Raw genomic sequence first — 22872 nt, forward strand, 5'->3', positions numbered from 1 at the left:
TCTGCGGTCAAGTGCGGACTTTCGAGGGACGTAGGCTTCGCGATGATGGCTTCCCTGACACGGCTCGCAACAATCGCAGCGTTCGCTTTTTTCCTGATTTGTGCCACCGCTTCTGCTGGAGTTCCCTATTCTTTCACCGATCATCCGTCGCAGGACGGCCGTTGCGTCGGCGACCAGGGCGTAGGCGAAATTGACCGGTCCGAAAAGGCCTGTCTGGCGCAGGTTGGCGACTTGGCCCAACGCGTCGGCCATGGCTTGCAGTTGAAATTTAGGAATGGGAAGACAAGAATATATCTCGACGAAGAAGCGAAGTGTCAGTCCAACGACGCTGACGGCTGCATTAAGTACCAACTGACCGGATATTTTCCCGAACACGACCTCATTTTGCTCGAGGTCGATTATTGGGAAGGTGCGAGTTGGCTTCTCGTAAGGGCCGACACGGGCGACGACACGGCAATCGTTGCGCCCCCACACTATTCGCCAGACAGACACTGGCTTGTATCCGTCGCTTCGTCTGTGGGCCCCGCTGGACCTCCCAACGGAATGGACATCGTTCCCAGCATACGCACTCCTTCTCTCAAGGAGTGGCACTATCGCGCCCCAGACGATGCACGGTGGCTCTATGAATTTACTGGCTGGGAAGGAAATAGTCGCGTCAAACTTCTCGCGTCGTCTCTAAGTGCGCCCGAACAAAAGGTCTCTAGTTCCATCGAGCGCCATAATGGCGAATGGCGTCTAAGAGAACCAAGATAAGGGTCGGCGGTACGTCCGCTCCTGGCCCATCGGCGACCTTCGGCGACGGCGCCCAAAGTCGGCATATGGCTTAGTAGCGGACATCTCCAGAACTGAATATCGTCCTTTCGATTGAACCAGCCCGGCCTTAGTGCCGGGCGCTTTCGTTTAGGGGCACGGATGAGCATGGAAGCAAAGCGCGTTGTGCAGGCTCGACATCAGCTGGCGAAGGAGACGGGACGACGTTACGATGGGCCGCCGAAAGGGCACGAGACAAAGCATCGCTACACCACTTCGCCGAAGGGCGTCGAAGCCCGCGTGGGCCGCCGACCCGCTCTGCGAAAATGAGCAAAAAGCTCTTTCAGATAAGGCTGAGCGCGCGATTCTGAGCACGAAGATTATGTGAGCAAAACGCTAGTTGCTCTGCTGAATCGCCGAAGTTAGAATCGGAGCATAACGTTTACCGAGCGGGCGCCGAGAGCATGGCGAGCATCCACCACATAAAGACCGATCTTCTCGCAGTGCCGCAGCGCGACGCGGCGCGGATGCTCGGCATCAGTCGCGCGAAGATTGCGGAAGCAGTTCGCAGCGGTGCGTTGACGGTGCGCAAGGCGCCGGATGGCGGGCTTGCCGCGCGCATCGCAGTAACCGAGCTTCTCGCATGGTTCGAAACTTGGCCGCGGAAACCTGTCGGCCGCCCGAGAAAGCCGTCCAAACAGAAGGACCAAGTCAATGCCGATCAAGCATGAGTATCGAGACGCGCGCGTAGAAGCGGAGCCGCTGCTTCGAGCCGCTGGCGTCCGGCCTTCCGCGATCTTGGAATTCCTCGATCAGTTCGCTCCGCAGTTTGTGCATGTGTATGATCCGGCGGATGAGAAAAGCGAGTTGGTCTATCGCGGCACCGATCCCGGCTGGCGCGGCTTCTCCCTCGCTGAAGCCATTGCCACGCTCAAGGACACGCGTCCGCACTACTTCTATGCCGAGGCTCCCGAGATAGAGCAATTGGCTGAAGCAGCCTTTGGCGCGAGTCCGTCTCTTGCCGCGCGCGGTAGGCTTCGGACCGAACTCGGCACTGATGCCGCCTACCGCGAGATGGCGGAGCGTTGGGGGAGCGACGGCGTGAGCCTCAAGCCCGGCGTTCGTCCCGGCTCGGTGCAGGCGAAGCAAGAGCTAAAGGCGGAAGGGGCTGAGGCTCCGCGGAACAACCCGTGGCATCCGTCTTGGCGCGGCCCCGATCGCCTCGCCGCACAAACGAGCATCATCCGCACCTCAACAAAGCTCGCAGCGGGTCTAGCCAAGGCTGCCGGCGTTACGCTCGCCGGCACACCGCTGAGAAGCTGAACTATATCTGAGAGCGAAGCTCGACGGGCGCGCACGCCGACAAGATTAAAATTAAAGAGGACAAGCCACATGCCGCTCAGCATCTTTGACCATACCGGAAGCCGCGTTCGAACCGATGAGACTTTTGCGGCTGAGCTCGCGGCACTTCCGGAAGCAGAGCGCGAGGACACCGCCGAATTCATCTCGCGGAATTTGGATGTGGAGGAGATCGAGGCAGAGCTCACCGCGGCCAAAAGCGAACTCGCTCATCTGCGATACGCCGAGGATCGCGCCCGCACCGCTCTTGCCGCCAGCTCGAAAGTCGATGCGATCGATTCTTTGCGCCGGTACATCGCAGCTAGCAGACAGGTCAGCTAGCTGACGCGCGACTCGCACCGCGTGTCGGTTGAGAGGGGTTGGGTGCGAATTGAGACTTCCCGCCCGGCCCCTCTCCAACCAGGAAAGGAAACTCTCCATGACCGATCTAGCAAAACTCCTCGCCAAGCTCGACGACGCCAACGATGATCTGTGGACGCAGGACGGTGAACCAACACTGTCGGCTGCAAGCAACTTAGCGGGAAAGCGGCTGTCCCGTGACGAGGTCCGCGCGACGGGCCGGATGCGGGGACAGGCGCGAGGGGCTGAGAGGGAGGCCGCAGTCAATCACGCTCTTGAGCTCGCGCAGGCCGAGTTGGCTACCGCTGCAAAGGTGGCTGAAGTCGCCGTGATCGAGCGACGCCTCAAAGCAGCCCGCGTTGCCCTAGGTGAATCGTATCCGAAGTATATCCGGCACCAAGCGAAGCCATCGGTTGAAGATAGTATCCGGTTGCACCTGAAACGTACCGCTGAGCATGAGGCAGCCGGCAACGTCGCTGCGCCTGTCGTGACGCAGCATCAGAGCATGCTCGACAGCCTGATGGCGAACGGCGGCCGCCGTGGTTCGGCGAAGCCGCGAGGCCTGTTGCGCTAATGACAAAGCGTTCTCCCGAAACCCTCGCAGAATTCGTTGAGGCCGTCGCAGACACTGGATCGGTCGCCAACGCTGCGCGCAAAGTCGGCATCTCGATCTCCAGCGCGTGGAGCTGGATGGCGCAATCGCGTCAGGGTCAATCGGGCTTTGATTTGGAGTACATGGGACAGTCTATGCCGCTCCATGAAGCGGTGAAGCAGGCACAGCGCGTAGTCGGCGCAACGATCCTCGATAACTTCCAATTGCGCTTGTTGAAGGGCACGCAAGAGGTTAGCCGGTATCAAGGCAAGACGGTTTTCAAGCGCGATCCGAAATTGGACCTGCTCAGCGATCAGGATTTGACCGATCTAGCCATCACGACGCGATACCTGCTCGACGATGAGGGCAACCCAATTCCAGAGGTCATCCACCACGAGCCGCCCGTTGCCGCGGTAATAAGCTTTCTCCAAGCTACCTACCCAAAAACGTGGGGGCACAAGATCGAAGTGAGCAACCGCTCCACGGCAGCGAGCGGCGTCCAAGTTGTGCCGAGGATGAAGCCAGCTGCCGCGATCAATGCGCCAGCCGAGCCGCCCGTTGATGTCGAGCCGAAGGACTTGACTGACATCCTCGGTCCGGACGATGAGAGCGTGCCGGCCACAATCGAGCTTGAGGTAACGCCAGCTCCAGAGCCGGGGCCATCAGCCGAAGCCGTCGAGCCGGGGGCAGAATCAGCATCGCCGGCCGAGCCTGAGCCCCCGAGCGAGTCGCTGAAGCCACTCTCCGCCTTGCAGTTGGATTTGATGGCTCGCCTCGCGCAACGATCCAACGCGACCAAACCCGCGCCTGTGATGGTTTCGTCCGGCCGGATTGAAGCTGACGACCTCGATCCCCGCAGGAACGGCGCAGGCACGCCACCTAAGGGCGCGGTGAAAGTGGTGTGAACCATGTTCGATGATCTCTTCGACGAAATGGCGGGCGGTGACGATCTTCCTTTGGGGAGCGGACCGGACGTCACGCAAGCCGGCATCCTAATCGTCGCGGCGAAAGCTCCGCACGGATCAGCTCTTCATGCCGAGGAGCGCGCGCACCTCGCGTCAGTTCACATCCCGATGGTGGTTTTCGAGGCGGTCGATCCGACGACGGGCGAGGTGACCTTCGGCAACGCCTCGGAATTTCAAGAAGCCATGGGCTCACTCCTGCCACCATCGATCGACGAGGCCATAGCTTGGAGTACCGAGCGGCTGGTTGAAATCTTTGAAGCGCACCGTGAAGCGGTCGAGGCCGCCGAGCTCGACGCCGCAGTGAGAGCCCCCAACATGCCGGCGCCGGGAGCTGGCTTCGTTACGTCCCGAGCCAGGATGCCCCACTCAACGGGTCGAGACCGAGGACAAAAGCGATGAACGGCGCGCCAAGACTCAACGGAGTCCGTGGGGCGGCCATCCGTGGCGCCCGCACCAGACGGCGGGGAGCTCGGAGAGACTCACACACAGACGCGGCTGTGAGTCCTAGCAGCTGCTCAACCGCGCCAAACGGGTCTGTACCATTATGAGCCATATATGAAAGTCGGCTCGGCAGCGGTTAACGAGGCGTGACTTTTGGCCAAAACTAGGCTATAAATGCGACAGCGGTCGCACCATGCGCCGGGCGATATAGGCCCCGCGTCGTCAGCTCCCGAGCTGGCAAGTCGAGCAGCATCCCATTCCGACACCAGGACACAACGAAAAACCCCACCGGCTGAACTCCGGTAGGGCTTCGTGAAGGTCCGCATTTGTGCCGCAGCAGCTTTTCCGAGCCCGTTGGCGGTGACGCTCAAGTTCATGGATTGAACGTGCTGTTCTCTTACACGAAAACCCGATTCGATTCAACCGAAATCTCGTCGTCGCTGATCCAGCGACGCGATATTTTTGCGCGTCCCCTCTGCGGCATCATCCACACGCAACAGGGAGACGTTGACCATGCTTAGATTGCCTCACCTTCATCAGTGGGGGCGGCTACCTCACCGCTACGACCCACCTTCGCCGCTTCGCCCCCGCGAGATCGCCAAGCTTGGCGATGCTCTTGATAAATGCGAGGGCCTGCCCGATTGGCGCCTCGGAAGCCAAGACGCGGAAGTCCAATATCAAGCAGCGCTCCGGGACCGGGTGTGGCACGCCCTGCGCAAATTCGAGCTCGTCAAGACGCCGCCGCGCCGTGACGACGTCGCGCGCGCACGCGACGAGGCCGATGACGCAGAATTCGAATTGCGGTTGGCTATTACGGCGCGTGAGCTCCTCGACGCCACCGCCGCCTTCGAGCTCGCACAGGGTCGATATGAGATTGCCAAGCGCAAATATTCTGCTTCGCGTCGGCGAGCTCGCGCAGACGAACTCGCCGGCAAGAACCTGATCACTCTTCGCGGGATGGTCTTCCACCGCACGAAGAAAACGAGAAAGCCGTCCGATGCCGAAGAATAAGAAGTCAGCCCCCGAAGTCCGGGCTGCTGCCGAAGCCATCGCCAGCACTGCTATTGTGCCGGCGGTTCCTTCGCGGCCCGGCCGCCTCGTCCCGATTGAACGCAGGGAGATCGTTTGGCCTGAGATCGTCGGCCGTAACGTGCCTGCAAAGAACAGCATGATGAATGCTCTCAAGGCTATCCAAGAGCTGGGATTGGATTGCCGCTATGATGTCTTTCACAACCGAAAGATCATCAATGGCACGTGCCTTTCCGAGTTCGTCGGCGAACTCTCTGATGCGGTGACACGCAAAATTCGCGAGCTTTCATATCTCCATTTCGGTTATGATGCCGGTACGGAAGCAACCTACCAAGCTGTTCTCCGTGAGTGCGAAGAACATCGCTTCAATCCCGTGCTCGACTATCTGTCGGGCCTCCGTTGGGATGGACAGCCGCGGATCAACAGATGGCTGCCGACGTATCTCGGAGTGGAGGATACGCCGCTGGTGCGTGCGCAAGGCGAGATTGTGCTTACCGCGGCCGTGGCCCGCGTCATGAAGCCGGGCTCCAAATTTGACCATGTGCTCGTCCTCGAAGGCGAGGAAGGCAAGCGTAAGTCTAGCGTTGTGAAGGTTCTCGCTAATGGCCAACATGACAGCGACGAAAACTTTTCGGATTCTCCGATTTTAGCGGAAGATGAGAGAAAGCAGCAGGAGCTAACGAGCGGCGTGTGGTTCTATGAGGTGGCCGAGCTCGCGAAAATGAAAAAGGCGGATGAGTTCGCGATCAAGAACCTGATCACAAAACAGGAAGACCGCGCTCGGCCTGCGTATGGGCGCTTTCAAGAAGTCCAGCCGCGGACGTGCATCTTCATTGGCACGTTCAACACCACGACTGACGGAAAGTTGGTCGAGTACTTGAATGTCGGCGACCAACGCCGCTGGTGGCCTGTCCGGGTCGGTGATATCGACATCGAAGCGCTGAAGCGGGATCGCGATCAGCTGTTCGCGGAAGCCGTGGTCGCCTATAAACTCGGCATGCCGCTTTTTCTCGATAAGGAGCTTGAAGCGGAAGCGCGTGGCCAGGCCGCACGCCGCGAGATTGTTGACCCGCTTACGGATACCCTGTCAGACATTGAGGCGGCCGCACTGAAGATGCTGCAAGAGAAGGTCGCACCGAATGGCGCCGGAGTTTCGGTGGCGGATCAAAAAAGCGGCAAGCTTCTGACGATCGGAGACGAAGCCAAGCCCGCCGTATTCATCACCGAGTCGGAGATTTGGGTTTCCGCAAAGTACGTCACGGAACGCGCTCCCTCCAGCCGGCAAAGCGACGGCAGGGGCATTTCGGCAGCTATTAAAAAGTTGGGCTGGGCTCCAGCACATGATCGGCGAACGGGTGCCTTTGCACGCGGCTACGTGCGCAAGCGCGACGATTTTTCAGACCTAGGAGTTTAAACATGCGGAGCTCCCCTCTCCCGCGATTCACGTATGATGTGCCCGAATGGCTTTGCTGCTTGTTAGACGCTGCGGTCTATGAGGCATACAAGGTGACAGACGGCGTGGATCCTGACACGACTGCGTTTGAGCAGGCGTTCATCACGTCGCTGATCGAACAGACGCCAATGGATTCCATCGCCGAATGCCTCGACGGAGACACGGCGGCTACGCTGGCCCGTGCGCTCAATCGTCGGGCAGCACGAAGCGCCCGCATGAGCGGGCGAGCTCGCGTGAGGGAAGTCGAGTCGCAACATCAGCCATGGGTTGGGTTGCAGCGGCGGGACGATGATCCAGAGCTTGATGCCATCCTGTTCGGCCAATCGTCGCTTAGCGATGCAGGGCAGCGCGGTCATCTATGAAGGGGCGAAAGTGGCAGCATTAGAGTTACACGGCCGCACCTCCGCTGCTTCGGCAAGCCCCGGGATGCAAGGGCGCTAAGCTTTGTCGAGCCGCGTCCAAATCGGATCCGCGACACTCTTGAATTTGCTTACAGCAAGCGCGCCACGTTCGTTTCGTGACTTGCTTCCGGGCGCTGAAAGAGCCGCTTCGATGCATTGCCGTTCTGCCTGCCAGATGGCAGTCACACAATAGCTTGCATCAAGGAGCACAAGCAAAATCCGATGCCACGGATGCGTGAGCTTGATAGCTCCTATCTGCTGAGATCTCCGGCGACCAAGCTCGGTGATAAGTCGGGCCTTGATCTGATAGCGAAGCCCGGCTGAGTCGATCGCATCGAAACCGGGCTCGCGTGCCGCAGCTAGCGTCAGCCCAAGTAACCGAGCCGCTTCGTATTCGCCGATCTCGCCGGTGATCCCGAGAGGCTTGCCGGTTAGCCGATAGTAATCGATTGCAGCCGCGCGGGCGCGCTCAAGTATGGTGCCGATCTCCTGAATTGATCCGGCAAGTTGTTCCTGCTCTTGGACTGTCATTCTGCTGATCATCCTGTCCGGCCTGGTCGGCGAAGCGATCTGGTCAAGCCATCGATTCGACTGCCTTCTTACGTGGCCCCAGGATCCGCCCGCGGCGCTTGCGCGCCGACACGCGTTGCGCTTTAGCCAATGCCTTGGCGTCGCGCTCAGTCCTGTACTCCGCCGCTGCGGCCGATTGTGCAAGGCCTGCATCGATCTCGGCTTTAAACGTACGGCCATTGAGCCCAAGCAACTCGACGATCCGTTTGCTCATTCGATTTTGCTCTTCGCGCATCTTAGGGCCGTTGGCAAGGATCAGCGTCGCGATGTATTTTTGTGAAATGCCCTCCGGGGCATGTCCCATCAGGAAGTGACGGATTAGGTCATCTACGCCTAGGTCGGCCGCGACGGTCGAGTAGGTGTGTCTCAGCATGTTACCACGAGCAGGCAGCTCGTCGCGATGGCCGGCCTGGGCGCACCCTGGAAAAATCAGCGCATCCGGCGTCACCGGATAGCCCAGCTTTTCGGCGGCCTCGCGAGCCATCTTGAGCGCGGCGACGATCTCGCCGCTGATTGGAATCACAATATCTTTGCCCGCCTTGGCTTTGGCGATCACGAGTGTCCGTTCATTGTCGGAGTACGCCTCCCAGCGGAGGCGGGCCAATTCGCCGGGCCGCGGACCGACTAGCAATCCGGTCAGGTGGTAAGCTTGGCGGATCGCATTGTCGATCTTACGCCACGCCTTCAGCCACGCCGGGAAGCTTTTGAACGGCAGCGCGTCCTGTTTCGCACTCTCTTCGTTGAACTCAACGGCGGACGTCGGCAGACGCTGCGGCAACGAGACATCCAGCCGGGACGCCCGCTTGTAGGTCGCACGGATCACGCGGGCACAATGGTTTGCTGACACCGGGCCGTTTTTCTTGGTCACTTCCGCATGCCAAGAGGAAACAGCGCCGGGGCTCATTGCCATTTCCGCGAGCGTCCACTTCGCAAACTTTGGCAAAATGATCCCGTCACCGAGCTTTTTGACGTTGTAGTACCAACGCGGCGGCTTTCCTCGCTTCTCCGCCTTGCTCTTCAGATATTCGAGGTAGGCCGCAAACGCGATCTCGAACCGAACCGAGCTGCGCTTGTTCGGGGCCGCCTCGCCAGAGTGCACGTTGCCAACTGCGATCTCAGCGGCTTTGCGCGCATCCTCGGTGTTCATCATTGGCCATTCGCCGAGCGTCCGGAAAATGGTGGTGCGAACTCCCTTCTCGCGACGGCGACGCCTGAAGCGCCAGACAGTCCGGTTGGCACCCACGAAGACAAAGAGACCCTTCACTATGCTGTCCGGGTACTCGACACCTTCTGAGCGCTCGTTATTGGTACCGAAGCTTCTACGGTCGGCCGCGTCGCTGTCCGCGAATTCCCGGAGCGCTTCGATATGATCGTCCGTGAGCTTCCGCGGTGCTCTCGCCGGCGCCTTACGCGCCCTCCGCGCCGGCAAATTTCGTGTGGCCGCCATGTGGACAGTTTCCGGCTTTTGGACCGGCTCCCGCGCTATGCGATGGCGAGATGGATAGCACAGAATGCCTTAAAAATAAGGGATTTTCGACATTTCCGGGGATGTGGGTAAACAGCAAACTTATGCTTGGGAAGCTGCCGTTCTACCATTGAACTACGCCCGCGGATGCGCGAGGCCGCGCGCCTCCTGATTAGCCGAGACGGCGCCTTCCGCCAAGCGGTTTGGCGCGCCCGGCCGGGCGGTTGTTAACGCCCCAGTAAGATTTTGGGTGCGCCGGATTGTGGCGGTGTTATGATCGTATGTCTGGGGAGAGACGTGCACTGAGTGGGGCGTGTGCATGGTGGGGCGTGGCTATTCGATATTCGACACGGCCATAGGCCGCTGCGGCATCATCTGGAGCGGCACTGGCGTCGTCGCGGTGCAATTGCCGGAGGCGCGGGAGATCGACACCCGCCGCCGCATCTTCCAGGCCCATCCCGAGGCGCGCGAGCAGCGGGCATCCGAAAATGCCGAGCTTGCGATCGAGGGCATCACAGCCCTGCTGCAAGGCGGCGATCCCGATTTTTCCGAGGTCAGCCTCGATGCCGGCGGCGTGTCCGGCTTCAACCGGCGGGTCTACGAGTTCGCCTGCTCGATTCCGCGCGGCGAGACGCGGACCTATCACGAGGTCGCCAAGGCGCTGGGCGCTTCGGGCGCCGCGCATTCGGTGGCGCAGGCGATCACGAAAAATCCCTACATGCTGATCGTGCCCTGCCACCGGGTGCTGGAGGCCGGCAATTACACCGACCGGCTTTCGCCCTATGGCGGGGTGATCTCCAAGCGGCGGCTGCTGGCGCTGGAGGGCGCCCATCCCGTCGCCAGCAAGACGCTGTTCGAGGTGCTGCTGCCCGTTGCTCCGCCGCGCGCGCCTGGCTAAGGCGCGATCTCGATCGCACCTTAACTTTGATTTTTTGGGCATGATCTTGTCGGACAGCCGCTACACACTTGTCCGGATCATGCCTAAATAGGCCGGATGGACGCGACCACGCTGCTGACGTCACAATCGATCACGGTCTGCGAGTTCCGCTGCGACGCGGGACCGGACGACACGCCGTTTGCCGAATGCCGCACCGGGCACTCCATCGCCTATGTCCGCTCGGGCAGCTTCGGCTGCCTGTGCCGCGCCGGCTTCTTCGAGCTGGTGGCGGGCTCGATGCTGGTCGGCGCGCCCGGCGAGGAATACACCTGCACGCACGAGCATGTCAGCGGCGATGTCTGCCTGGGATTCTTCTTCAGCGAGGACATGGTCGATGGCCTCAGTGGGCGGCGCGAGATCTGGCGGATCGGCGCCACGCCGCCGCTGCCCGAATTGATGGTGCTGGGCGAGCTCGCCCAGACGGCCGCAGATGGCAACAGCGACATCGGCCTCGACGAAGTCGGCCAGATCCTGGCCGGCCGCTTCGTCGACGTCGTCTCGGGCAAGCCGCGCACGCCGGCCACGCCCAATGCGCGTGACCGCCGCCGCGCCGTCGAGGCCGCGCTGTGGATCGACGACAATTCGCATGACGAGGTCGATCTCGAACAGGCCGCCAAGCAGGCGGGCCTCAGCCCTTTCCATTTCCTGCGGCTGTTCTCCAGCGTGCTCGGCGTCACGCCGCATCAATATCTGGTGCGCTCGCGGCTGCGGCACGCGGCGCGGCTGCTCGCCGACGACGCCATCGCGGTCACTGAAATCGCCTACGACGTCGGCTTCGGCGATCTCTCAAACTTCGTCCGCACCTTCCATCGCGCTGCCGGGGTCTCGCCGACCAAATTCCGCCAGGCCTCGAAGGGCGCGCGCAGCATCTTCGCCGAACGCCTCGTCCTCAACTGAGACAGGTCCGCCGCCCTGCGGGGTAACAGTCTGTTGACCAGACGGCCGCGTCGCACTGGGCTTATGGCACGCCGCGCGGTACTACAACCACAGAGCGAACAGGCGCTCTTTCAGTGCGGCGAGCCGGCAGATGAACAATGCTCCGAATGACGTGATTGCGGCCACATTGGTCGCGCTTGCCGTCGGCCTCGCCTTCATCGCCGGCTGCGCCATCTACTACGGCCGTCAAATCACGTCGCGCAGGATTCCGATGCAGTGGGGCACCGATGGCCGGCCGGCCTGGTTTGCGCCACGCTTCATCGGGCTCTGGTTCAGCTTCGGCGTCACGGCGGCGTTCTCCGCGTTCCTGCTCGCTCTCGCCCTGCATGACCCGCAAAAGCTGACGGCGCTGATCGTCGCAACGGTCAGCGTGATCGGAACCAACATGTGGGTTCAGGTCCATCACCTGAAACGCGTGATCCGGTGGCAATCGGAGGCGCCGGCGAGCTAGCCGGGCAACGCCATGGGATTGGTTCTTGCGATCAGCGTTTTCGCGTTCTTGTGCTGGACTGCGCAGGGAGCTCGCGAACGGGCCGCCGAGTATGCCGCGACCGGCATGCTGCGCTCGCCGCTCTACTGGTCGGCCGTGGCGCTTACGATGACGCTGTTAGGCCTTGCCACGTACATGGCTCACCTCGGCCATGAAGGTCCCATTCCATGGCCTTTCTGGCTGCTTGTGGGCATCCTGACCATCATCATCCTGATGCTGCGCCGCGCCTTGAAATGGCGCTACCCGATCTAGCGTTGCGATCCGCGCCGTTCGAGGGATGCGCAAGATTCTCCAAGTGCCGCCCGCCTCGAGCCGACTAGGTTCGTCTCCGGCGCGCCGTTTGCGGCGCGCATTGCAAATGGAGACGACCATGTACGACCACATCGGACTTCGCGTTGCCGATCTCGACGCCGCGACGCGCTTCTACACCGCGGTGCTGGCGCCGCTCGGCTACGTCCTGTGCTCGAGCGGCGAGGGCTACGCCGGCTTCGGGCCGGAGGGCGCGCCGGCGCTGTGGCTGCACCTCAACAAGGGCCGCAAGGCCGACGGCGCGCACATCGCGTTTCGCGCCGGGAGCCATGACGCGGTGAAGGCGTTCCACAGCGAGGGCTTGAAGAGCGGCGGCCGCGACAATGGCGGCGCCGGACCACGCAAGGATTACAGTCCGACCTATTACGCGGCGTTTTTGATCGACCCCGACGGCAATAATGTCGAGGCGGTTTGTACGTGAGGCGCGACCTGATGTGCCACATGCGCCGTCATTCCGGGATGGCGCGAAGCACCAGACCTCAGGTGCGCAATTGCGCACCGGGGAATCTCGAGAATCCGGGTTCGCGCTCCGCGCGCCCCGGAATGACCCCAACAACAGGAATTTCCATGGCCTCCATCCACAACGACATCCCCCTCTCCGCCCCCGCGCACGACGTCTGGGACGCGGTGCGCGACTTCGGTGCGCTGCCTGAGCGGCTGGCGCCCGGCTTCGTCACGGCCTGCACGCTCGACGGCGATGCGCGCATCGTCACCTTCGCCAACGGTTCGGTGGCCCGCGAAGTGCTGGTCGATTGCGACGACGCGCGGCGGCGTCTCGTCTATGCCATCAGCAACGAACGGCTGAAGCATTACAGCGCCTCGGTGCAGGTGATCGCCGACGGCGAGACGAGGTGTCGGCTCCTCTGGATCATCGACATGCTGCCGAACGAGCTTGCACCTTACGTTCAGGGTCAGACCAGGGATGCCGTCGTCGCCATCCAAAAGGCATTTCCGCCTGCCGCGCCCTGACCGCCCTCTGTGAGCTTTTTCACAGAGCTCCGCCCTCGCCGCCCGCAATCATGCCCGCGTGCGTCCGGTTGGCTCCGCTCTCCCGGCGGCGCTGCGCACGCGAGGAGCATGCCATGAGAGGTGCGGACAAGGTGATCTGCCAGGCGGCCGCCGTGCTGCTGCTGTTTTCCGTCGCGAGCACGCCGGCAAAGGCGCAGCTCGCAGGGTTCGGCGGCGGCGCCGGCGGCGAGGACATGATGACCCAGATGGCCCCGATGCTGGAGATGATGAAGGCGAAGATGGGCAAGCGCCGCTTCGCCATGATGATGCAAACCATGGGCCCGATGATGAGCCGCATGATGGAGAACGGAGGCGGCGGGCTCGGTGGCATGATGGGCGGCGGAGGCCTGGGCGGCCTGCCCGCCGGCAATTTTGGCGGCGGCTTCGGCGCGCCCTATTACGGCGGCTACACGCCGATGGGCGGCGGCGCCATGCCGGCCGGCTTCGGCGGGGGTGGCGACATCATGGGCATGCTCGGTGGTTCCGGTGGCGGCGACATGATGGCGATGATCCCGCAGCTGATGCGGCTCGCCAATGTCGGCGGCGGCAGCGGCCATCGCCGCCACAAGCGCCGCTAGTCTGCGGCACCGGACAAAGCTGGCCTGATCGCAGGCTTGCTCGCGCGCGGCCCCCAGCGCGTCAGCAGGACGCTGGAGGATGAGAGCAGGCCGAGCACGACCATCGAACTCGCGGCCAGCCAGAAAAAGCTCTGCGCGGTGGCGTCATGCGTCGACAGCCACCAGCCGGCTCCGGAGATGTAGACCAGCCGCGCGGTCTGCGCCAGCACCGGGCCGATCACCTTGGCCGCGCCTTGCGAGGAGAAGTACATGACCGTGGCGATGCCGAAAAAGGCGTAGAACGGTCCGACCGTCGACAGATATTGGTGGCTCGCCGCACGCACGGCCGCGCTGTCGGTGAAGATGTTGATCCAGAGGTCGGGGAACATCGCAACGAGGCAGGCCGGTGCGCCGACGGCCACGAAGGCGGCCGCGCTGGCGATCCAGGCGATGCGCCGGGCGCGCGCGATATTGCCTGCGCCGATCGCCATCCCGACCATCGGCACGCAGGCGATGCCGAACGAAAACGCGATCGAGGTCAGCAAAAATTCCAGCCGCGCGCCGATGCCGTAGCCTGCGAGGATCGTGGTGCCGAACTTCGCCAGCATGTGGGTGAAGATCGAGATCGTCAGCACCGATTGCAGCGGCGAGAAGCAGGCGATGGCGCCGACTTTCAGGATGTCGAAAAACATCGTCCATTGAATGCGCAGGCCGCGCAGCTTCGGCGTGACTCGCGCGCGCCCGGAGAACAGGTACCAGCCCATGATGCAGATGTTCATGGTGTAGGCGATCAGCGCGCCGGCCGCGACGCCGCGCATGCCGAACTGCGGTACCGGCCCGAGTCCGAGGCCGAGCGTGCCGCCGAGCACGATCTGCCAGGCTGCGGAGTTGAGGATCAGGAACGACGGCAGCTTCATGTTGCCGGTGCCGCGCAGCACGCCGGCCATGGTGTTGAGCAGCCAGGGCAGCACGGCGCCGCCGAAAAACACCTGCGTGTAGGCGATCGCATGCGTCAGCACATCGCCGCGGCCGCCGAGCATTTCCAGCACTTTGGGCCCGAAGATCAGCATGCCCAGCATGAAGACGAGGCCGAAGCTGATGCCGATCAGCATCGCATGCGCGGCCAGCGTGCTGGCGCGTTCGCGGTCGCCCACGCCGAGCGCGCGTGCAATGGCGGAGGCCACCGCGCCGCCCATCGCGCCGCCCGACATGGTCATGGTCAGGATGATGGTTGGGAACACCAGCGCCATCGCCGCCAGCGCCTCGACGCCAAGCCGGCCGATATAGGAGGTCTCGGCGATCACCGTGCAGGTGCCGGCCGAGAGCGCGATCGCGTTGGGCCAGGCAAGGCCAAGCAGCGTGCGCAGGATCGGCCCGTCGGTCAGCGCGCTTCGCACCGGCCGCGGCGGCGGCAGCGGACGCTCTTGCTCATCGACCGGGATTTCGGCGATGTCGGACATATCCTCTCCGGGGCACGGGCGCCCTTTGCGGCGCGGCAATGAACAGGTGTGCCAATAAATTTGTTCGCGCACAGGGCGCGGTGCGCCCTTGTTAGCACGGCACGGAGCGATTCCTCCTGCGCCGGATGCAGGCGTGCCCTGCGACGGCGTATTTCAATAGGTGGACCTAATCGATCGTCCAGACCAGCGGCGGACGACCGCCCGCCGCCGGGCGCACATGCACACCGATATGCCGCCCGCATCCCGCAGCCAGGCCTTCGAACAGTCCCTCCAGCACCGCAGCGCAAGCGGGATGATAGTCCGAGACGTCGTCCATCAGCTCCCAGCTTTGCTGGCGGATTTCGAAGCTGCCTTCAGACGTCGTACTCTCAGCCGTGTCGTCCTGCGCAGCAAACAGCGCGTTCAGGAACGAGGCGAATTCACTCGCCCCGCCGCGGCCCATGGCCAGCGCGGCCGCGACCTCGTCGAAATATTGCATGCCGATCAACTTGCCGGTGAGGTGCAGCAGATAGCCGGCATCTTCGGGACCGAACAGCTGCACCATCACGGGCGCGGCGGTGCGGACATATTCCATCGCGTAGTTGCGATAGGCCTTCTCCAAGCGCGGCTTTGGCCAGCTCGCCACGGGAAGCGCCGGCGCCGTCTTCGCATCGAACAACGGCGCTTCCAGATGACGCGCGAACATGAGCCGCTGGTCCAGCTCGAGCGGGTGATCGTATTGATGGTAGTAGCCCTCCAGCCCGTCCTGGCCGTCGACGCTCTGCTTGGTGCAGACGAAACCGAGCCTGAGATCTCCGAGGGCCGCGCCATTGTTGGCGTGCCAGCCGCGCAGCATCGCACGGGACACCTCGCCCGGCACGCCGCAGATCGCCGTGCCCTTCCAGATCCAGCGCGGCGGCGGATAGCGGATCCAGGCCTTGGCGTCGCTCTCATACATGTACTCGACATGCACGCCGCCGATCCAGTTGGAGAGGTAGTGATATTGCGCGGCCGCGACCGCCGGCGGCAGATGATCGATCCCGAGCTTCTTCAGGCCCGGCAGGAAGCGCTCCTGCTGCTGGCGACGAAACACACGGAAGACGAACTCGGCCGCATCAGCCGTGCCGCGCCGCGTGACGACGGTGAGGATGAGCCCGGTGAAATAGGCGTGATAGAGCTCTGCAACCGCGCGCCAGCGCTTCCATTGGGCTTCCTGCGCGGCGTCTGAGGCGGTGGCCATGTTCACTCCCGATCATGATTTCGATCGAGTGTGTCACCGCACCCAATGGCAGGCAACATGACGGCCGCGCAGGGCGCCCTGCGCGAGCGCCCGCCAATTCCGCATCACGAAGTTTGCGGCGGCGCCTTGGCTGCGCGCTCACGCTCGACCCGTTCGGTGACGTCGCGCGCCATCGCCACCGATCCCAGCACGTTGCCGCCGGAATCCCGCACCAATGCGAACGTCATCTCGATGTAGAGCTTGCGTTCGCTCTTGTGCAGCGCGCGGGTCAGCGTCGGCTTGCCCGCAAGCTTCATGCTGCCGCTCGCGAGCGCGGCCTCGAAACCTTTCCAGTGCGCGGCGCGCAGATGTTCGGGAATGATCAGGTCGAGATTCTGGCCGAGCGCTTCCGCGGCGGTGAAGCCGAACAGGGCCGTCGCTGCACCGTTCCACCGCATGATCGTGCCGGACCGATCCGAATAGATCAGCGCGTCCGCGACATTCTCGGCAATCTTTGCGTCGAGTTCGGATGGATTGCTCATCTCGTCACCTCGTAGCCCGGATGGAGCGGAGCGCAATCCGGGATCGTGCCACAAGCGAGACTGCCCCGGATGACGCTTGCGCTCCATCCGGGCTACAGGATCGTGCTACACCCGGAAATGCTTCGATAGTTTGAGGCCCTGGGCCTGGTAATTGGAGCCGATGCGCTGGCCGTACATCGCGTCGGGACGGGCCAGCATCTTCTCGTAGACGAGGCGGCCGACGATCTGGCCGTGCTCGAGGATGAACGGCACTTCGCGCGAACGCACCTCCAGCACGGCGCGCGAGCCCAGCCCACCGGCGCCGGCATAGCCGAAGCCGGGATCGAAGAATCCGGCATAATGCACGCGGAATTCACCGACCAGCGGATCGAACGGCACCATCTCCGCGGCGTAGTCCGGCGGCACCTGCACGGCTTCCTTCGACGCCAGGATGTAGAACTCGCCGGGATCGAGGATCAGGCTGCCGTCGGGACGGGCCGAGATCGGCTCCCAGAAATCTTCCACCGCGTAGCCGGAGCGGCGATCGACGTCGACGACGCCGGTGTGCCGCTTGGCGCGGTAGCCGACGAAGCCGCTCGCCTTCTCGCCGGAGAGGTCGACGGAGACGGCGACACCGCCCGACAGATCGGCATCGTCGACGTCGACGAGGCGCTCAGTGGCGTGCAGGCCGTCGAGCTCGTCGGCGTTGAGGATGGCATCGCCGGTGCGGAAGCGCACCTGGCTGAGGCGCGAGCCCTCGCGGACCAGCACCGGAAACGTCTTCGGGCTGATCTCGGCATAGAGCGGACCGTGATAGCCGGCGCCGATCATGTCGAAGCGGCGGGTGCCGTCGGCGATCACGCGGGTGAAGACGTCGAGCCGGCCGGTGGAGCTCTTCGGATTAGCCGCCGCGACGATCTCCGGCGGCAGCGCGAGGCTTTCCAGCAGCGGCACGATGTAGACGCAGTTGGTCTCCAGCACCGCACCGTCGGCGAGGCTGAACTCGTGCAGCTTCAATTCGTCGATGCGCTCGGCGACGGTTGAGCCGGGACCGGGCAGGAAGCTGGCGCGGACGCGATAGGCGATGTCGCCGAGGCGCAGATCGAGGCTGGCCGGCTGGATCTGGCTCTCGACGAAATCATAGGCGGGCAGGATGAGCCCGGCCTCCGCCATTGCCGCGATCATGCGGTCGGGCAGGATACCATTGGCGTCGGGCGCGACCGTGAACGTCAACCGGGGGTCCTCATCAGGGGTCAATTGCATCCGGACATGCCGGAAATACAAGTCTTTTACGGCTATCCGATGGACGCCTTGACGGAAAGGGCATTGCGGAATATGAGCATCACTTATCCCGTGGTGATTTGAGCCGGCCGGCTTGCAGCCACGTTAAATAAGTCGCTAAACAGGCCGGGGACCTCTGTGATCCCGGCCCGTGGAGATATCCAGGCCGGTTTTTTTGTGACCGTTTTCGACGAGACGGTCATGTCGGAGGTACCTATGTCGAAGTCGCCTGCTGCTTACCGCCCCGAAACCCGCCTGGTCCATTCCGGCACCCTGCGCTCGCAATATGGCGAGACCTCGGAGTCGCTGTTCCTGACCCAGGGCTACGTCTACAACAGCGCCGAGGAGTGCGAGGCGCGGTTCAAGGGCGAGGATCCGGGCTTCATCTATTCGCGCTACTCCAATCCCACCATCGCAATGTTCGAGCGCCGCATGATCGAGCTCGAGGGCGCCGAGGCCGCCCGCTCGGCGGCGACAGGCATGGCCGCGGTGACGACCGCGATCCTGGCGCCGCTCAAGGCCGGCGATCACGTGGTGGCCTCGCGGGCGCTGTTCGGCTCGTGCCTCTACGTCGTGCAGGACCTGTTGCCGCGCTATGGCATTGAGACCACGCTGGTCGACGGGCTCGACCTCGACCAGTGGCAGCGCGCGCTGCGACCGAACACCAAGACGTTCTTCCTGGAGAGCCCGACCAATCCGACGCTTGATGTGCTCGACATTCCCGGGATCGCCGAGATCGCGCACAAGGGCGGCGCGCGGCTCGTCGTCGACAACGTGTTCGCGACGCCGATCTGGCAGAGCCCGCTCGCGCTCGGCGCCGACGTCGTGGTCTATTCCGCGACCAAGCATATCGACGGCCAGGGCCGCTGCCTCGGCGGCATCATCCTGTCCTCGGAAGCCTTCATCGCCGAGCACATCCACAATTTCATGCGCCAGACCGGCCCGTCGATCTCGCCGTTCAACGCCTGGGTCCTGCTCAAGGGCCTCGAGACGCTGGGCGTGCGCGTGCGCGCGCAGACCGATACCGCCTCGCGCATCGCCGAGGTGCTGGCGAGCCATCCGAAGATCGCACGGCTGGTCTATCCCGGACGCGCCGATCATCCGCAGGCGGCACTGGTGAAGAAGCAGATGCGCGGCGGCTCGACGCTGGTCGGCTTCGAGGTCAAGGGCGGCAAGGCTGCCGCGTTCCGCGTGCTCAACGAGCTGAAGCTTGCGCGGATCTCGAACAATCTCGGCGACGCCAAGAGCCTCGTCACGCATCCGGCCACCACGACGCATCAGCGCCTGAAACCGGAAGACCGCGCCGCGCTCGGCATCGGCGAAGGTTTCATCCGCTTCTCGGCAGGCCTGGAGCATCCGGACGATCTGATCGAGGATCTGACGGCGGCGCTGGAGAAGGCGTGATCGCTTGGTAGGGCGGGTTGGCCGAAGGCGTAACCCGCCGCTTCCGTTTCCGCACAGACAGACAATGGCGGGTTACGCCGAGCAGATGCGCTTCGCGCATCTGCAGGGCTAACCCCGCCCTACGCGCCGTCTTTTCACATCGGCCGGTACGTCCGCACGTCCGCCGGCACGTTCACGCCGAGCCTGATCTGGCCGACGGAGCGGATGATGTCGTCGCCGAGCAGCTGCGCGAAGCAGGCATAGCCCCAATCGTTCATGTGCAGGCCGTCCGCGATGACGAAGCTCTCGACCGGGATCGATTGGTTCTCGTGCCAGTCGCGCATCACCTCGAAGCGCGGGAAGATGCCGACGTGACGCAGCTCCGCGACCTTGCCGAGCAGGTGCACCATCTTGCCGGCGCTCTCCTTGCGCTGGTTGACGGCGGGCGAATATTGCGGATCGACCAGCACGATGTCGGCGCCGCCCGCGGCCTGGATGCGGCTGATGCCGTCCTCGACCAGTTTTGCGGTCTCGCCGGGATCGAGATTGCGCAGCACCGCGTTGGTGCCGACCTGCCAGATCACGAGATCCGGATGCACGTCGATCACCTGCGTCTGGAGGCGCTTCATCATCTCGGGCGCGTCCTCGCCGCCGACGCCGGCATTGACGACGGTGATGTCCGCGGTCGGATAGTGCCGGCGCAGCTGCGCGGCGAGCCGGTTCGGATAGTTGAACTCCGGCGAGCTGGCCCCGAAGCCTGCGGTCGACGACGAGCCGAACGCGACGATGAGGACGGGTTTGCCCGCGACGAGCTTGCCCGCGACGTGCGGCAGCGAGCCCATCGCCTTCGCGCCGCCCTTGTTCGCGTCTTTGGGCGGCAGGCAAGGCACGCGGCTGAAAATATCGGCGGCGGATTTGGCGACCTGCTTCACCTTGTCGATGGCGCGCGACGTGACGCCGCGCTGCTCCGGTGAGGTCACCGCAACGGTGGTCTGCGAGGGCGAGGTGGGGGCGGGATCAGCCGATTGCACTGGCGCGGGCGTCGCCTGTGCGGTCTGCGCATGCGATTGCGAGGCCGGCGCCAGCAACAACAGCGCTGCTGCCGCAGGCGCGGTCAGCCATGCCGTCAGGCAAAAAGGGCGAAGAGAACTCATTAACGCTAGACCTCAATTTTGCTGCTGGGCCGGCTCCAGATGGGCAGCGTCGATCACGAACTGTGCCAACGCCCGGCCGAGGCAATCATGAACCTGTTTCGCCAGCTCGGGCCCGCGGGACGGGCTGAACAGGTCGAACTGACCCTGGTCATTCCACTGCCGCATGATCGCGAAACGGTCGAACAGCGGAATATCATGCTCCTGGGCCACCACGCGCATATTGTCGAGAAATGGTTGGGCCGAGATCATCGTTTCGGTGCGCGGGCTGTACTGCAAATTCATCAAGACGACGTCGGTCCCTGCCTTTTGCAACGCAACAACCCCTGAGGTCACGGCGCTGCGGAATTCATCGGGATCGATGGATCGGATGGCGTCCACGGTCCCGGTCTGCCAGACCACCAAAGTAGGCGTTTTTGCTTCCATCAGCTTAACGAAGGTCGAGGCGGTCTCCTCGGCCGTCTTCTTGCTCTGTATTTCTACGGAGACGTGCACCACCTCGGACGCCGGCAGCTTGTCCTTGAGGATCGCCTCCATGCGCGCGGGATAGGAGCTGCTCTCCGAGGACGGAATCGTGGTCGAACGGCTGCCGATGACCAGGATCTCGAGCGGCTTGCCGGCCTTGATGGCGTCGGCGACCTTGGGAAGCTGACTTTCGCTGGTAAGCAGATAGGACGGCAATTCGCACGTGGCAGGTACGGCAGGCGCAGCATCGCCCGCGCGCGCCACAGGCGCGGCGAGGCTACCGCATAGCAGGATCAGGCTCAGGAGAACCTTCGCCTTCATCAGCCCCCTCCCGCCAGATCGGCGTTGCCGACGGCGTTTTTGGTTTTCGCACCGCTCTTGTCAGCCACGCGCTTGTACCACGAAATCACCCAGGCCACGCCCCACATGATCAGCACCCCGGAGAGACTAATCAGCGCATGCATGGCTGCCCCGCCGGAGACTTCGGCGAGAATGAAATGGCCGGCAAAGGCCAGGAAGACGCCGAGGCAGAAAATCTCGAGGGAGTGCTGCCCGCATAGAATCAATGGTCGTAGCCAGCGCGATTTCAAGCCCGGCCAATCCCGGGGTAGGAAGCGCACGGTGAGCGCCGCCAGCGCCAGGAAATGCGTGAAGCGCAGCACGTCGAGATCGGTCTTGTCGATCGGGTACATCCACTGCTCGATCCGCTTCGGCATGAACTGGGAGAGCTGCGGCACGTACCAGGTCAGCGTCACGTAGAAGGCCGCGACGAGATAGGCGATCGAGATCCACATCGTCACCGGCGAAGCCAGGATACGGGACATGCGTCGCGCACCTCCGAGCGCGCACCATGCACCGAACACGAACAACAATTGCCAGGCGAAGGGGTTGAAGGCCCAGAAGCCGTTCGGATAGGCCGACAAATAGAGGTCATACTCCCAGGTCACCGCGTAGAGCACGACCGAGAGGCCGAGCGTGACGTCGGGCCGCCACTTCATCGACCACAGGATCAGCGGCAGCGCCATCATCAGCACGATGTAGAGCGGCAGCACGTCCATGTTGACTGGGCGGAAGCGGAGCAGCAGCGCCTGCACGATGGTGACATCGGGCTGCTTGAGGAAATCCATGATGCCCATCTCTTCGGTGTAGAGCGGGTTCTCGAAGCTGGTCGCGACATAGGAGATTTCGGCGAGGAAGATCGTGAACAGGAAGACGTGGGCGACGTAGATCTGCCAGACCCGGCGCAGGATGCGCGCGGTGGCGATAACGAAACCGCTCTCCAGCATCGCCCGTCCATAGACGAAGGCGGCGGTGTAGCCGGAGATGAAGATGAATATCTCGGTGGCGTCGCTGAAGCCGTAATTGCGGATCGTGAACCAGGTCAAAAGACTCGGCGGCAGATGGTCGATGAAGATCAGCCACAGCGCGAGCCCGCGGAACAGGTCGAGCCGGAGCTCGCGCTCGCCGATTGCGGGCAGCGTGATGGCCGGCGCCCGCAGGCGCGGCTTCGCCTCCGCAGGCCTACTGTCTGCAGGCTTGGCGGTTCCCGCGATCGTCGATCCCGTTACTTGGTCGGCAATGGTCATCGGGGCGCAAAAACCCTTCCGCAAATCGCGACGTCTGAAGGAGTGTACCGGTCCGGTCGTACTCTCGCAAAGCGGCCGGATCACATAGGGGTCTTCCGAAGGTGTTTCCCTCCAAGGGGATGTCCTGCGGGGGTTTCCCTCAGGGGTGTCATTCCCTTCGAATTCTGGCGGGACGATGTCGCCAAACCCGGCCGCGGCGTTTGGTTCCGGCGCCCGATTTCGGTAT

Annotated in this window: 27 protein-coding genes and 1 riboswitch; of the genes, 18 read left to right on the plus strand and 9 right to left on the minus strand. The window is 63.1% G+C overall.

Going from position 1 to position 22872, the window contains the following annotated elements; all coding sequences use genetic code 11:
- The first annotated feature begins 42 nt into the window (after positions 1-42).
- From XH83_RS33585 to XH83_RS33630, 10 genes are all read left to right on the plus strand, one after another.
- Positions 43-753, plus strand: coding sequence for a hypothetical protein (locus tag XH83_RS33585; protein ID WP_246776373.1), 711 nt, complete (start codon positions 43-45; stop codon positions 751-753).
- Between the two features lie 461 nt (positions 754-1214).
- On the plus strand, positions 1215-1481 hold the full coding sequence (locus XH83_RS33590; protein ID WP_194404844.1) for a helix-turn-helix domain-containing protein: 267 nt from the start codon (positions 1215-1217) through the stop codon (positions 1479-1481).
- Positions 1465-2073: a hypothetical protein gene (locus XH83_RS33595; RefSeq protein ID WP_194404845.1), complete on the plus strand. Its 609-nt coding sequence runs from the start codon at positions 1465-1467 to the stop codon at positions 2071-2073. The genes XH83_RS33590 and XH83_RS33595 overlap by 17 nt, the downstream gene beginning before the upstream one ends.
- Positions 2074-2142: 69 nt before the next feature.
- Positions 2143-2430, plus strand: a complete 288-nt coding sequence (locus tag XH83_RS33600; RefSeq protein WP_194404846.1) for a hypothetical protein — start codon at positions 2143-2145, stop codon at positions 2428-2430.
- Positions 2431-2527: 97 nt separating this feature from the next.
- The gene (locus XH83_RS33605) at positions 2528-3022 is read left to right on the plus strand and encodes a hypothetical protein (RefSeq protein WP_194404847.1); all 495 of its coding nucleotides are present in this window, start codon (positions 2528-2530) and stop codon (positions 3020-3022) included.
- Positions 3022-3945, plus strand: a complete 924-nt coding sequence (locus XH83_RS33610; RefSeq protein WP_194404848.1) for a hypothetical protein — start codon at positions 3022-3024, stop codon at positions 3943-3945. Before XH83_RS33605 ends, XH83_RS33610 begins: the two co-directional genes overlap by 1 nt.
- 3 nt (positions 3946-3948) lie before the next feature.
- Positions 3949-4404, plus strand: a complete 456-nt coding sequence (locus XH83_RS33615) for a hypothetical protein (protein WP_194404849.1) — start codon at positions 3949-3951, stop codon at positions 4402-4404.
- A 555-nt stretch (positions 4405-4959) separates the two neighbouring features.
- On the plus strand, positions 4960-5457 hold the full coding sequence (locus XH83_RS33620) for a hypothetical protein (protein WP_194404850.1): 498 nt from the start codon (positions 4960-4962) through the stop codon (positions 5455-5457).
- Positions 5444-6889: a virulence-associated E family protein gene (locus XH83_RS33625; RefSeq protein WP_194404851.1), complete on the plus strand. Its 1446-nt coding sequence runs from the start codon at positions 5444-5446 to the stop codon at positions 6887-6889. The genes XH83_RS33620 and XH83_RS33625 overlap by 14 nt, the downstream gene beginning before the upstream one ends.
- 92 nt (positions 6890-6981) lie before the next feature.
- On the plus strand, positions 6982-7290 hold the full coding sequence (locus XH83_RS33630) for a hypothetical protein (protein ID WP_194404852.1): 309 nt from the start codon (positions 6982-6984) through the stop codon (positions 7288-7290).
- A 75-nt stretch (positions 7291-7365) separates the two neighbouring features.
- Here XH83_RS33630 and XH83_RS33635 read toward each other — a convergent pair whose 3' ends face one another.
- Both XH83_RS33635 and XH83_RS33640 read right to left on the minus strand, forming a co-directional pair.
- Complete coding sequence (locus tag XH83_RS33635; protein WP_194404853.1) at positions 7366-7860, minus strand: hypothetical protein; 495 nt, start codon at positions 7858-7860, stop codon at positions 7366-7368.
- 43 nt (positions 7861-7903) lie between these two features.
- Positions 7904-9346, minus strand: coding sequence for an integrase arm-type DNA-binding domain-containing protein (locus XH83_RS33640; protein WP_194404854.1), 1443 nt, complete (start codon positions 9344-9346; stop codon positions 7904-7906).
- A gap of 337 nt (positions 9347-9683) precedes the next feature.
- Here XH83_RS33640 and XH83_RS33645 point away from each other — a divergent pair, with 337 nt between their 5' ends.
- The 7 genes from XH83_RS33645 (at position 9684) to XH83_RS33675 (ending at position 13622) form a co-directional block, all read left to right on the plus strand.
- Positions 9684-10262 carry a methylated-DNA--[protein]-cysteine S-methyltransferase gene (locus tag XH83_RS33645; protein ID WP_194404855.1) on the plus strand — a complete coding sequence of 193 codons (579 nt, stop codon included), beginning with the start codon at positions 9684-9686 and terminating at the stop codon, positions 10260-10262.
- Positions 10263-10358: 96 nt separating this feature from the next.
- Positions 10359-11198: a helix-turn-helix transcriptional regulator gene (locus XH83_RS33650; protein ID WP_194404856.1), complete on the plus strand. Its 840-nt coding sequence runs from the start codon at positions 10359-10361 to the stop codon at positions 11196-11198.
- Positions 11199-11328: 130 nt separating this feature from the next.
- Positions 11329-11688, plus strand: a complete 360-nt coding sequence (locus XH83_RS33655) for a hypothetical protein (protein WP_194404857.1) — start codon at positions 11329-11331, stop codon at positions 11686-11688.
- 12 nt (positions 11689-11700) lie between these two features.
- Positions 11701-11979, plus strand: a complete 279-nt coding sequence (locus XH83_RS33660; RefSeq protein ID WP_194404858.1) for a hypothetical protein — start codon at positions 11701-11703, stop codon at positions 11977-11979.
- Between the two features lie 118 nt (positions 11980-12097).
- Positions 12098-12457 carry a VOC family protein gene (locus tag XH83_RS33665; protein WP_194404859.1) on the plus strand — a complete coding sequence of 120 codons (360 nt, stop codon included), beginning with the start codon at positions 12098-12100 and terminating at the stop codon, positions 12455-12457.
- Between the two features lie 146 nt (positions 12458-12603).
- Positions 12604-13005 carry an SRPBCC family protein gene (locus XH83_RS33670; protein ID WP_194404860.1) on the plus strand — a complete coding sequence of 134 codons (402 nt, stop codon included), beginning with the start codon at positions 12604-12606 and terminating at the stop codon, positions 13003-13005.
- A gap of 113 nt (positions 13006-13118) precedes the next feature.
- The gene (locus tag XH83_RS33675; RefSeq protein WP_194404861.1) at positions 13119-13622 is read left to right on the plus strand and encodes a hypothetical protein; all 504 of its coding nucleotides are present in this window, start codon (positions 13119-13121) and stop codon (positions 13620-13622) included.
- Here the strand turns inward: XH83_RS33675 and XH83_RS33680 are convergent.
- The 4 genes from XH83_RS33680 to XH83_RS33695 all read right to left on the minus strand — a co-directional run bounded on the left by XH83_RS33680 (position 13619) and on the right by XH83_RS33695 (position 18043).
- Positions 13619-15061: an MATE family efflux transporter gene (locus XH83_RS33680; protein WP_194404862.1), complete on the minus strand. Its 1443-nt coding sequence runs from the start codon at positions 15059-15061 to the stop codon at positions 13619-13621. The two genes, XH83_RS33675 and XH83_RS33680, sit on opposite strands and share 4 nt — an antisense overlap.
- 166 nt (positions 15062-15227) lie before the next feature.
- Positions 15228-16280, minus strand: coding sequence for a hypothetical protein (locus XH83_RS33685; RefSeq protein ID WP_194404863.1), 1053 nt, complete (start codon positions 16278-16280; stop codon positions 15228-15230).
- A 104-nt stretch (positions 16281-16384) separates the two neighbouring features.
- The gene (locus tag XH83_RS33690; RefSeq protein WP_194404864.1) at positions 16385-16801 is read right to left on the minus strand and encodes a PAS domain S-box protein; all 417 of its coding nucleotides are present in this window, start codon (positions 16799-16801) and stop codon (positions 16385-16387) included.
- 105 nt (positions 16802-16906) lie between these two features.
- Entirely contained in the window at positions 16907-18043 is a 1137-nt protein-coding gene (locus XH83_RS33695; protein ID WP_371746215.1) for a 2'-deoxycytidine 5'-triphosphate deaminase, read from the minus strand.
- Between the two features lie 80 nt (positions 18044-18123).
- Positions 18124-18203, plus strand: a riboswitch (SAM riboswitch).
- A 74-nt stretch (positions 18204-18277) separates the two neighbouring features.
- Here XH83_RS33695 and XH83_RS33700 point away from each other — a divergent pair.
- The gene (locus tag XH83_RS33700; RefSeq protein ID WP_194408487.1) at positions 18278-19465 is read left to right on the plus strand and encodes an O-succinylhomoserine sulfhydrylase; all 1188 of its coding nucleotides are present in this window, start codon (positions 18278-18280) and stop codon (positions 19463-19465) included.
- Positions 19466-19599: 134 nt separating this feature from the next.
- Here the strand turns inward: XH83_RS33700 and XH83_RS33705 are convergent, their stop codons facing one another.
- From XH83_RS33705 to XH83_RS33715, 3 genes are read right to left on the minus strand one after another with little or no spacing between them, the layout of a single operon-like run.
- Positions 19600-20598 (minus strand): SGNH/GDSL hydrolase family protein, encoded by a 999-nt coding sequence (locus XH83_RS33705; RefSeq protein ID WP_194404866.1) that lies wholly within the window; start codon positions 20596-20598, stop codon positions 19600-19602.
- A gap of 12 nt (positions 20599-20610) precedes the next feature.
- Positions 20611-21381 carry an SGNH/GDSL hydrolase family protein gene (locus XH83_RS33710; RefSeq protein WP_194404867.1) on the minus strand — a complete coding sequence of 257 codons (771 nt, stop codon included), beginning with the start codon at positions 21379-21381 and terminating at the stop codon, positions 20611-20613.
- Complete coding sequence (locus tag XH83_RS33715; protein WP_194404868.1) at positions 21381-22646, minus strand: OpgC domain-containing protein; 1266 nt, start codon at positions 22644-22646, stop codon at positions 21381-21383. The genes XH83_RS33710 and XH83_RS33715 overlap by 1 nt, the downstream gene beginning before the upstream one ends.
- Positions 22647-22872 lie beyond the last annotated feature (226 nt).

It is taken from the genome of Bradyrhizobium sp. CCBAU 53351 (assembly GCF_015291745.1).
GTDB lineage: Bacteria > Pseudomonadota > Alphaproteobacteria > Rhizobiales > Xanthobacteraceae > Bradyrhizobium.